The organism is Paenibacillus sp. Y916 (assembly GCF_056786435.1).
The window spans coordinates 237,779-249,407 of sequence record NZ_JBXCJA010000002.1; the positions used below are offsets into that span (position 1 = coordinate 237,779).

At 41.1% G+C, this 11,629-nt stretch carries 11 protein-coding genes; 2 read left to right on the forward strand and 9 right to left on the reverse strand.

Annotated elements, in window-relative coordinates; translation table 11 throughout:
- Window positions 1-50: 50 nt before the first annotated feature.
- Window positions 51-1,673, reverse strand: a complete 1,623-nt coding sequence (locus tag AC1TO9_RS05305; protein WP_482058582.1) for an S-layer homology domain-containing protein — start codon at window positions 1,671-1,673, stop codon at window positions 51-53.
- Window positions 1,674-1,914: 241 nt separating this feature from the next.
- Here AC1TO9_RS05305 and AC1TO9_RS05310 point away from each other — a divergent pair, with 241 nt between their 5' ends.
- Window positions 1,915-2,667: a stalk domain-containing protein gene (locus AC1TO9_RS05310; RefSeq protein ID WP_482053768.1), complete on the forward strand. Its 753-nt coding sequence runs from the start codon at window positions 1,915-1,917 to the stop codon at window positions 2,665-2,667.
- Between the two features lie 72 nt (window positions 2,668-2,739).
- Here AC1TO9_RS05310 and AC1TO9_RS05315 read toward each other — a convergent pair whose 3' ends face one another.
- On the reverse strand, window positions 2,740-3,300 hold the full coding sequence (locus AC1TO9_RS05315; protein ID WP_482058583.1) for a GNAT family N-acetyltransferase: 561 nt from the start codon (window positions 3,298-3,300) through the stop codon (window positions 2,740-2,742).
- 137 nt (window positions 3,301-3,437) lie between these two features.
- On the opposite strand from AC1TO9_RS05315, the gene AC1TO9_RS05320 reads away from it, so the two are divergent.
- On the forward strand, window positions 3,438-4,802 hold the full coding sequence (locus tag AC1TO9_RS05320; RefSeq protein WP_482053770.1) for a TrkH family potassium uptake protein: 1,365 nt from the start codon (window positions 3,438-3,440) through the stop codon (window positions 4,800-4,802).
- Window positions 4,803-4,874: 72 nt separating this feature from the next.
- Here the strand turns inward: AC1TO9_RS05320 and AC1TO9_RS05325 are convergent, their stop codons facing one another.
- From AC1TO9_RS05325 to AC1TO9_RS05355, 7 genes are all read right to left on the reverse strand, one after another.
- The gene (locus AC1TO9_RS05325) at window positions 4,875-5,549 is read right to left on the reverse strand and encodes a response regulator (RefSeq protein WP_482053771.1); all 675 of its coding nucleotides are present in this window, start codon (window positions 5,547-5,549) and stop codon (window positions 4,875-4,877) included.
- Complete coding sequence (locus tag AC1TO9_RS05330; RefSeq protein ID WP_482053772.1) at window positions 5,546-6,385, reverse strand: sensor histidine kinase; 840 nt, start codon at window positions 6,383-6,385, stop codon at window positions 5,546-5,548. Before AC1TO9_RS05330 ends, AC1TO9_RS05325 begins: the two co-directional genes overlap by 4 nt.
- A gap of 365 nt (window positions 6,386-6,750) precedes the next feature.
- Entirely contained in the window at window positions 6,751-7,857 is a 1,107-nt protein-coding gene (locus AC1TO9_RS05335; RefSeq protein ID WP_482053773.1) for a Gfo/Idh/MocA family protein, read from the reverse strand.
- Window positions 7,858-7,880: 23 nt separating this feature from the next.
- On the reverse strand, window positions 7,881-8,612 hold the full coding sequence (locus AC1TO9_RS05340) for a ThuA domain-containing protein (protein ID WP_482053774.1): 732 nt from the start codon (window positions 8,610-8,612) through the stop codon (window positions 7,881-7,883).
- A 44-nt stretch (window positions 8,613-8,656) separates the two neighbouring features.
- Window positions 8,657-9,820 carry a Gfo/Idh/MocA family protein gene (locus AC1TO9_RS05345; RefSeq protein WP_482053775.1) on the reverse strand — a complete coding sequence of 388 codons (1,164 nt, stop codon included), beginning with the start codon at window positions 9,818-9,820 and terminating at the stop codon, window positions 8,657-8,659.
- Window positions 9,817-10,860: a LacI family DNA-binding transcriptional regulator gene (locus tag AC1TO9_RS05350; protein WP_482054469.1), complete on the reverse strand. Its 1,044-nt coding sequence runs from the start codon at window positions 10,858-10,860 to the stop codon at window positions 9,817-9,819. Before AC1TO9_RS05350 ends, AC1TO9_RS05345 begins: the two co-directional genes overlap by 4 nt.
- A gap of 104 nt (window positions 10,861-10,964) precedes the next feature.
- Window positions 10,965-11,612, reverse strand: a complete 648-nt coding sequence (locus tag AC1TO9_RS05355) for an SGNH/GDSL hydrolase family protein (RefSeq protein ID WP_482058584.1) — start codon at window positions 11,610-11,612, stop codon at window positions 10,965-10,967.
- Window positions 11,613-11,629 lie beyond the last annotated feature (17 nt).

The following is an 11,629-nucleotide window of genomic DNA, read 5'->3' on the forward strand; positions in this document are numbered from 1 at the left end:
AAAAAATTTAAGTCGCTAATATAAAATTATACATCTTATCCTCAAAGTATTCAAAAATCCACCAATGATTCATAGGATGAAAACTTGCTAACATTTCTCAGGGCAGACCAAATATCAAGCGTCTCCGAACCCATATACCAATAGGCATACCCTGCAATACCTTTAGTAGCAACCATTTGAGCTTTAAGTGAGAGCGAACGACTGTCTTCCACCCATATGCTATGCTTCGTTCCCTGTTTCGTATATGTGGCTATAAACTGACCTGTTATATCATTCCATACAAGCTTAGCTTGTAAATTTCGGATAAGTTGACCCTGTCGCTCCAAAGTTAAATCCTCGGACAAGACACCTTGTTTAGATGTAGACCAATCACGCGTATATAAGGGTAGTGCCGCTATGACTTTATTCGAAGGAACAGATTTCAGCAATGTATTCAATGCTTTCTCAAGCCATGGCAATGAAGATACCGACCCGGCTATCGGGGATTGTCCCCAATGCTCATCATAACCCATAAGAACGACATAATCAGCAGCGGCACCGAGTTTCGCATAATCAAAAGCTTCTGTCCAATCACTCCCAAGGTCAGGGGATACATCCATGGATAGAACTGCTCCTTCCCTATGTAGTGCATAAGATAACTCAACTATAAAAGATGTTAAATACTGACGATCCACGGGATTTACATTTTCAAAGTCAACATTAATCCCATCCAGACCATATTTCCTCACAGACGTAGTCAATTGCTGTATGACGCTTCTTCTCATTGTAGAATCAGTCAACATATCATGTGTTAACTCGGCATCCGAACGATTTCCGAACATGGCCCATATTTTCTTCTGATGTTGTTTAGCATAAGTTAGGAGTTGGGAGTCCGTCTTATCTGATACGATCCCATTATTCTGTAAGAAATACCATCTTGGAGTCAACGTATTGATATTGGAAGCGTTGATCTGATCTATAAATTCCGCTGTTGTACTGTCATACTGCCAGCCCATCTGAATCGTAGGTTCTGATAGTCCTTCCGTAATCTCCACTCCGAATGAACTGCTCAGAACCCGATCCAATACGACTGCCGTTTCTTGTCTAGTCATGTCATCATTTGGACGAAATTCGTTACCTTGCCCAATCATAAGTTTATTCTTCTCGATCATGGTTACATAAGGTACCGCCCATTTAGCGATATCACCAGCATCAGCGAAAGTAGGATAACTATCATTTGCTGTTTTCTTTAACTTGACTGCCCGAGTAATAATCGTCGCGACCTCTTGCCGGCTAATCGATTTTTGAGGTTCGAATCTCCTAAGACTAGTCCCATCCACAATGCCCAAGTTGAACCCAGCCTGTACCCAACCAGCATACCAATTCCCTTTACGAACATCCGTAAAGGGGGCAATATCATTATCTACCTGTTCTAATTGTAATAGACGAACGATCATCGTTATAAATTCGGCTCGCGTCACAGGTTGTTGTGGCTCAAATGTGCGCTCAGCCTTACCATTAATAATATTTAGCTTAGCTAATCGAATAATCTCCTTCTGAGCATAGCTATTTGTAATATCATCGAAAGGTAATGCGCTACTCATTGGTTTTGCTATGGCGACGGGTATCGTGGTAAACGCTACAAATATCATTACAATTAGCATTAGCGTCAACATCTTATATAATCGGTTCATTCTCATGAGAAAAACCTCGCTTTTTTTAATAGAATAGATAACTCTTCTATCCTATCAAAATTAAGCAAAGGCTTTTATGATCAAATAATGGAAGAATTATAGAGGTTGTTCAGAATAGACGTTCTTACTATATGAGAAGATTATGATCATGGAATGTTTCACCACTCCTTGCCGAAATTTTCAACCTGTTGTATTATGAGGGACTATGATACATATTATTACATTGGAGGGAAATTAAATTTTGAAAATCAAAATGAAGAGAACAGCACTTATTGGATCGGCACTTGTTTTGTTATTAACATTTTCAGCAGGAGCTTCAGCAGCATCGACATTAGAGAAAATCCAAGCGAACTTGAATCATGGAATATCCTTTTTGTTAGATGGTGAGGCTTGGACTCCGAAAGATCCTAATGGAAACAAGTTAACTCCTATCAGCTACAAAGGTACTACATACGTCCCTCTTAAATCCGTAGCTGAAGCTACAGGTGTCGATGTTGGTTGGGATGCAGCGAAACAACGGATTTCACTAACTACTACAACGTCTACATCTGGTAATACAAGCACCGGTGAAAGAGTTCCGTTTAGCGTAGACAATGTCTCTCATGTGAAATGGAGTGTTGCTACTAACGGAATCACTCGTAATAAGGACGATTTATTGTTTGGAGATACACAGTACAGTGAAGCTTTTATGGTTAGTGGTGTAAATAGTGCCGGTCAAGGTGTAGCCTTTAAAGTTAAAGCAGGCACAACTAAAGTAGGCGTGCTCATCGGATTTAAAAGCTCTGTCACTGACAAAGCAGTTACCGGATCTTATACTATTACCGACAACGAGGGACAAGCATTAGCAACTGGACTGATCAATGACAATGCGTTAGTTGATAATGTCCTGGTATTGCCGAAAAATACGACTGAGCTAAAAGTGACTTTCAAGGGGCCAGCTGGAGAAAAATCGAAGGGCTATATCATTTGGGATGAAAGCTGGTTAGAAAAGTAGTTAACTGAAGCACTAGTCATTGAATACAGAAAAGCCCTGCCAGCATTTAAGTGGACAGGGCTTTTGCTTACCTTAATAAAGGGCCTTAACCATATGATAGTATAGGTGACCGTTAATCGGGATCTCCTTGTCTACTTTAAATCCTGATCTTTGGTACAAGTAGTAGGCTCCAATATTATCTTTAATAACGGCAAGTGCTATTTTGGAGAATTGTCTCTTTCTCGCTTCACTCTCTACAGTAAGCATTAATTCTGTGCCAATACCACGTCTACCGTATATAGGGGATACAGATAAGGTATCTATATAATACTCATCCTCATCAGCTTCTTTATCTAGCACGAAACTTGAATCGTTCTTTAATTGACGTAAGTAATCAACGATCGGTTGATCCAATATGTTAGCATCCGAGCCTGCGTAAGATACGACAGCCCCACCTACTACACCATCCACTTCTTTAACTATAATCTGCTGATAACTTAAACGTCCCTCTTCTTGAACGAAAAATTTCTCTAGAACATTTAGAGCATCTATTTCGTGATCTTGACCTGTCAATTGATGGGCAATATCATGCAAGGCATCATAAAGCAAGCGTGATACGAATGGTGCATCTTCTTTTTTTGCGGGTCTTAACATCTTATATTCCTCCATACTTTTACGTGTTGAACTTAAATTATAACCCATCAAAAAAAATAATGGGAATTAGGGACTGTTTTATGAAAGGTGGGTACACTATAATAATAAGAATGACATTCTAGAAAGCGAGTTTTGCAATGGATATATTAAAAAAAAGGAAGCTATTTCGCTACCTATTAACACCTCCAAAAATTTTAGTCATCGGTTTCGCATTGATCATATTCATAGGCGCTATTCTCTTATCACTACCTGCCGCTTCTTCCACAGGGGTAGCATTATCCTTTGTAGATGCTTTGTTTATGGCTACATCAGCCACCTGTGTAACAGGGCTTGCTGTTATTGATCCCGGAACACAGCTATCTTTATTCGGAGAAATTGTGATGCTAAGCCTTTTTCAAATTGGTGGGTTAGGGTTTACGACCATGGCTACGTTAATTGCTCTAGTATTTAACAAGCGCATATCGATCAAAGAACGCTTAATTTTGCAACAAGCTATGAATCATGGAAGTATGGAAGGTATCGTGCGATTAATGCGCAAAGTCATCTTCTACTCCCTGACGATTGAACTCATCGGAGCTGCACTTCTAGCTATTCGTTTTTCTTTGGACATGCCTATCATTCAAGCGATGTATTATGGCGTATTTCATAGCATTTCTTCGTTCACCAACGTAGGTTTTGATATCCTTGGAACGATTCATGGACCTTTTAGTAGCTTTAGTCCTTATGTTAATGATCCGTTTGTTAATCTAATCCTTATGCTACTCATATTTCTAGGTGGTATTGGCTTTATTGTTATATCCGATCTTCTTGGATTTCGCAAATCGAGAAAACTATTATTACATAGTAAAGTCGTTCTCACAGTGTCCGTTGCTCTTATTGTGGTGGGTACTATCGTTATTTATATTTTCGAATACACAAACGTACATACGCTTCAAGCACTGAGCCAAACTGACAAGATCTTCGCATCTGCATTACAATCAGTTACAACACGTTCTGGTGGAATCAGTACACTTGACATCCCAATGTTACGTCAGTCCACACAGTTCTTTATGATTATATGGATGTTCATTGGTGCAGCACCAGGCTCAACGGGTGGTGGAATTAAGGTTACTACCTTTGCCATTCTCATTGGTGCAGTGTACACCATGGCCCGAGGCAGAGAGGACGTTGTATTCTTTCGCAAGCGAATTGCGAAGGATGTCGTCTACAAGGCCATTACACTTACACTATTGTCATTCCTGCTTGTTATCGCCTTTACCATGTTATTGTCTGTCACAGAAGACCGTCAATTTCTAACTCTTCTATTCGAGACGACCTCAGCCTTTGGAACAAGTGGTCTTTCTATGGGAATCACGCCCGATCTTTCATCCTTTGGAAAGGGGTCGATTACCTTCCTTATGTTCTTAGGCCGACTTGGGCCTCTGACATTAGCCTATGCTCTAACTCCAAAGGCAAAAAAGGAATCGTTCCGATATCCTGAAGGTAAAATTACGATTGGGTAAATGAAAGAACACCAAAGTGCTTCAAGTTCCCTTATAGGATCTTGAAGTTTTTTTGGCACAAGAGGAGAAGATTCAAGTACGTTTGCGTTTAGAGAACAATCCTTGCTTGCGACTAACCAATCCTTTTTCAAGTGCATAACGAGTTAATTGCACACGATTCTCAAGATGTAACTTGTGTAAAATATTCTTCAGATGATTCTTAACCGTAAGATCTGATATCCCTAGTTGCGTTCCAATCTCCTTATTTGTCATTCCTGAAGCAACCCAATTTAATATTTCTCTTTCTCTAGCAGTTAACGGAATATGCTCCTCGCTAGCCAAGGAAGTCGGAAATTCCTTCAATATTTGAAAAGCCAGTTCCCGACTAAGTGGGGCATCCTCTCTCATGATGGCATGCAAATATTCCAACCACGTTGATGGGGACAGATTCTTCAGCAAATATCCTTGTGCGCCCTGCTTCAAAGCTTCAAATAAATGTGCTATGTCATCAGAAACAGTGATCATTACTATTTTGACATAAGGAAATTGTAATTTGATAATCCGAGTTGCCTCAAGCCCACCCATTTCCTTCAAATGAATATCCATTAAGATCAGATCAGGCATAAGTCGCTCCGTTAGGACAATCGCTTCTTCAGCACTTGACACCACACCTATGACTTCAAAATCACTATCTACTGCTAATATTTCGGTAATCGCTTCCCTCGCATGTTGTGAATCATCGACAACGATGACACGATATAAACTCACGATCTGGTCATCCCCTTTCTAATCTCGATGATTGTTCCGTTAGCAACGCTAGGTAGGGACACTGTCCAACCCAGTTCCTGCGCTCTTTCCTTCATAATCCTCATACCATAACGATTCTTATGTACATTGGGGTCCTCTTTGATCCCTACACCGTTATCTTGTATACGAACATGCCATGATTGATCTGATCCTTCACCACGAATGGAAACTGTTGTAGCTTTTGCGTGCTTCGTAATATTAATGAGTGCTTCTCGAATGCAAGCTAGCATCTCAATTTTATGCTTTGTATTTAAACATGAATCGGGAATGGTCCATTCAATAACAGGTTGTAAAGTTAATGTCTCTTCTGCAATCTGTATGATCCGTGCTTTCATGGTGTCTTCATATCTATTATCCTCTATTGTTGCTGGATATCGTAAATTTGTAATCGCTTGACGAACATATCGATCCACTTCGTGAACTGTTTTTCGAATTTCATGTATTTCTTCAATGTCCCCTGCGTTGGTTCTTTTAGAATGAGCAGTATCTAATTGTACTGACAACAAAAATAATGACTGTGCCATCCCATCATGTAGCTCTCTTGCCAAATGATCCCTCGCTTCAAATGCCGTCTTCTCCGCACGTTCATGGTTCAATTCCTCTTGGCTATGTTCTAGCATCCGAAATAGAGGCACCAATAACGTTAGACTGATAAGATACACAATCACAGGTGTCAGTATATTACCCATCTCCATGGAGATGGATGGTAATAAGAAGCTGTGTCTTATATACTCCCATAAACCAACGGTTAACGTAGGTAGAAATAGAATTAACCACTTTATCTGTTTGTACGACATCTTGCCCTCCCTAGTAGAAACGGCTTCGCCATCCTTTTTCAAGGACGGTACCCGGTTCAGCAGAAATATAAGGAATAGAGTATCAAGAATCAATTTCATAATTACGCAACCCGATATAACTGCATCGGCGATTATGAAATTGATTCAAGTGAAACTTATGCTTTCTTATATTTTTAACCGTTCACGTAAAGTAAACACCAACATAACACCCGTGACTTCTGTCATGAGTTGTTGATTCATTATAACGAATAAGCCTCGCAAATACATCTAATGAACTCCAATCTAGCTTCTGGATTCATTTAACAATGCACTCAAACAACCTCACTACGGGTTACAGGCCGTAGTGAGGTTGTTATATACCGGAATCAGTTATCTAACGTAAAAGGTGCGAGATCTTGCTGCATAGGGCGTGGTCTAGTACATGTACTTTGCATGTCATAATGTTTCTGTTCATCTGAAGAATCATGGAATGCCCACATTGCTTCTAGCACATGATATGCTAATTCCCCACTTGCCCGATGTGGCCGCCCACTTTGGATGGCGTATGCCATATCAGCCGCGGCAATTCCTCGCGTATTCTCTATATAACCAAATAATAGCGGTTGTTCAATCCATTCCGACTCACCCATTAGGCGATATTTCACAACTCCACCGAAGTTATTGGGATCCGGCACTTGAAGTGTCCCCTTCGTACCATAAATCTCAATTGGAGGCAGAGTACTTCCACCAAATATGTCAAAGCTCATAATAAGAGTTCCTATGGCTCCTTCTTCAAATTCCATTACACCTGCTACATGGGTTGGAATTTCAACAGGAATTACGTTACCACTCTTCTTCTCACTAGTAATAACTCTCTCATTTAAAGCCTTTCCTGTAATTCCTGTAATCCGTTTAATTGGACCAAGCAGTTGAACAAGTGCCGTTAAATAATAGGGCCCCATATCGAACATTGGCCCCCCTCCTGCTTGATAATAAAACTCAGGATCAGGATGCCATCCTTCATGACCACGACTCATCATAAATGCTGTAGCTGCAATAGGCTTACCAATCAAGCCATCATTAACAAGTTGGAGGGCTGTCTGAATACCTGCTCCATAGAACGTTTCTGGTGCACATCCAACAAGCAGCCCCTTCTCCTTAGCAACTTGCAACACCTTCTGACCTTCATCTCTCGTGACAGCAAGTGGTTTCTCCACGTAAACATGCTTGCCTGCCTCCAATGCTTGTAGACATACCGAAGCATGAACAGCAGGGATTGTGAGATTAATAACCAATTGAATATCTGGATCTGCCAACAGCTCTTCAGGAGTATATGCTTTAGGAATATCATACTCTGAAGCTTTTTCTTGAGCCCTTTGAATATCTATATCAGCACATGCAACTAGATCAATAACCTCGAATTTCTTACAGTTTTCCATATAAATACTACTTATTTTCCCGCACCCGATAATTCCTACAGTTATTTTTCCCACAATGATGTTTCCTCCCGATTGCATTAATAGTTATTATCTACCATTCCAGTGTAAGATTGATGTTGTGCCGAAGCACCATTCTTTTGTTCAGATACTAATTTACCCTCTGCTGCCCAGATGAACCCACGGCGCATCATTTCTGTCACCGGTGGCATCTCAACAATATCGGCATGATGTCCTAAAGAATTGTAGAACACTCTGCCACTCCCCCATCGTTTCGTCCAAACGACTGGCATTTCAACGGCTCCATTAGCAGAATGAGGTCCTGGAACAATGGGAAACATTGTGGACGCTAAAACTTCTACCGCCGGATCTACATGAAGATAATATTGCTCACTCTTCACCTGAAAGTCCTCTATCCCCTCAAGCAGCATACTAGAGCTATATTTCAGATTAACAGTGTATTCAACGCCATCATTTCCTGGATGAGCAACCCATTGCCCACCCGTCATGAACTGCCAATCGACATTGGTACGGAAGGAATCGCACATCCCACCGTGACAACCCGCAATCCCAACACCATTCTGTACCGCTTTCAGGACATTCTCTGCATACTCACTCTTAATCTCACCCATCGTCCATACAGGAACAATGAGATCCAATCCAAGAAGCTTCTCTTGATCAGCAAATGATTCCAATGTATCCGAAATCTCTACATCGAATTGTTCTTTCTCTAGAATACCTTTGAATACGTGAGCAACTTGTTCAGGTTCATGACCATCCCAGCCTCCCCATACGATTAGCGCTTTTCTCATATTGAACACTCCTAAAAGTTTTTTTGAAACTCTACTTCTTTAGTTTACATTTCTGAAATAGATACCCAGCGCCGCTCTTCGACTGAACGTTCAACCGCTTCCAACACAGCTTGACATTTCACTCCATCATGAAAATTCGGTGAAGGTTGTCTATCTTCATCTATAGCATTCATAAGCTCCAACATTTCATGTGTAAACGTGTGTTCAAATCCGATCGTATGCCCAGTTGGCCACCAAGCTTCCGAATAAGCATGTGCAGGATCCGTTGCCAGTACACGTCGGAACCCTTGTACGTCCTCGTCATCATCCGTGAAATATACTTCCAGTTCATTCATCCGCTCGAAGTCAAACTTCACGCTTCCTTTACTACCATTAATCTCGAATGAATTGGTGCTTCGATGTCCCGCAGCAAATCTCGTTGACTCGAAAGACCCGATGGCACCATTTACAAAACGAGTCATGAACAACGTTGCATCATCTACTGTGACCTCTCCCATAGGACCGTCAGTACTTCCTTTGGCGCTTAACCCGGTCATTTCACTAGCCAGTGGTCGTTCACGAATGAACGTCTCGCTCATGCCGATAACCTCTTGCATGTCGCCTACTAGGTAGTGTGCGAAATCAATAAGATGTGCTCCTAGATCACCATGCGATCCTGAACCGGCAATCTCCTTCTGAAGGCGCCATACCAATGGAAAAGTTGGATCTATAATCCAGTCTTGAAGAAACCACGCTCGGAAATGATAAATCTCTCCTAATCGACCGCTCTCAATTAACTTCTTCGCTAATTGAATAGCTGGTGTGAAGCGATAATTAAAGCCGATCATATGCTTAATTCCAGCTTTCTCAGCAGCAACCAACATTTCTCGAGAATCTGCTAAAGTTAACGCTAATGGCTTTTCACAGAAAATATGTTTCCCCGCTTGTACAGCAGCCAGTGCAATTTCCTTATGAACATTACTAGGTGCATTAATATCGATCAGATCAATATCATCTCGTGCAATTAATTTCCGCCAGTCCGTCTCAATCTCTGCCCATCCAAATTGCTCAGCGGCCTGTTGAACTGCGACCTCATCACGCCCACAGATGACCGACATTTTCGGTTTCAGTTTAGCATTTGGGAAGAACATCGGAAGTGCACGATAAGCATTGCTATGTGCTTTACCCATAAATTTGTATCCTACCATACCAATACGAAGTTGCTTCATTCCAATTCCTCCTTTGATTTGGCACTACTAGATTCTCTTACGATTAACTCTGTCGGTAGTTGAATGCGGAAGTCATCCAGCATTACTGACGATTGTTGTAGACGGTTCAATAGATTCTCGGTAGCGACTTGACCCATTTTATAAAAAGGTACCTTAACACTACTCAATGAAGGCGCTGTCACTTCAGCCGAATCTGAATTATCATACCCTACCATTCCCGGAAGCTCATTCCATGGTATACCAAGTTCTCTTAATCCTTGTTGTAAGCCAATAGCCATTCGATCATTTGATGCAAATATAGCATCTACATCATTCAACATCTCATGAACCGATGATGCAGCTATATAACCGCTCTTGCGGCTAAAGTTACCTGTGAACAATAGTGACTCTTTAACCTCTAATCCATGTTCCTGTAATGCTCGCTGATATCCTTCATAACGATCTCGACTGTTGGAATATACTGTAGGCCCATTTATAAAGGCGATACTTTTATATCCCTGATGAATCAGATGTTTGACAGCATCATAACTCCCTTTCATATGAGTGGCATCCACTTCACTGAAAGTCTCTCCATCATAATGCTGGTTAATTAAGCAGAAATGTCTATTTTCCTTTTTCAACTGTTGTAATGCCTCTATTTCCACTTCATTATCTTTAGCACCTAGTATGATCAGTGCGTCAACCTTACGAGTATGGAATAGTTGTGAATAGTTCATCACATCATCTATAGGTCTGAACAATAATAATAGATCATATCCATATTCGTGAGACTTACTCCCAATTCCACTCAGTATTTCCGATAAGAAATAGGTTGAGAACAAATTGACCTTAGGCACATAAGGAAGGATGACACCTATGTTCCCACTTCTACTAGTAGCAAAGTTTCGCGCGAGCGAGCTTGGAGTATAATTCAATTCCTTTGCTGCAGCGATAACTCTTTGTCTTGTCTCATCCTTTATAGGACCAACGTTGTTAAGCACTCTTGATACGGTTGCTTCAGACACCTTAGCTAGCTTTGCAACCTCCTTACGGGATGCGATAACAAGCCCTCCTTATTCAATGATGTACACGCGTACATTTTCTCATGTGATGATCCAGATGTCAATAGTACATCAAGGATCTTCACCCAACTTAATTCGATCTGCTACTTCCTATTCTTCACGCTCTTTATCCATTCATTCGCAATAAGCTGATGACCCGCTGGAGTCGGATGAATACCATCCCATATCCAATACGATTCGTCTGCTTGATGACATGCATCATTGAAGGGCTCTTGTAGCGGAACATAAATGGTGCCATAGGTTTCAGAGATTCTCTTCGCAGCTTCTTGTCTTTGGCGAACTTCATCGTTCCATTCTTTCCAGTTATCCTTCACTTTCCCCGTCGCTGGTAGAATGAATGGCTCACAAATAACAAATTCAATATCCGGCAATTGGGATTTGGTTTCTTCGATTAGTAACTCATACACCTTCTCATACTTAACTGCGGATACTCCAGCTTGCGCAGAGAACCCCCTACCTACATCATTTACGCCAATAAGTATACTTAACACATCCGGCTTAAGGTTTAATGTATCTTCTTGCCAACGTCCAAATAAATCAACAATCCGATTTCCGCTTATACCTCGATTGAAGAACCGATATTGTTGTCCTGGCTGTTCATAACCTAAGAGACTTGCGATAAGAAAAGCATACCCGTGACCCATATCATGATTAATGTCTTGTTCCCGACCGCGTCCTCCATCGGTGATCGAATCCCCTTGAAATAAAATTCTTGCATCTTTATTGAACATAACAACACTCCCTATCT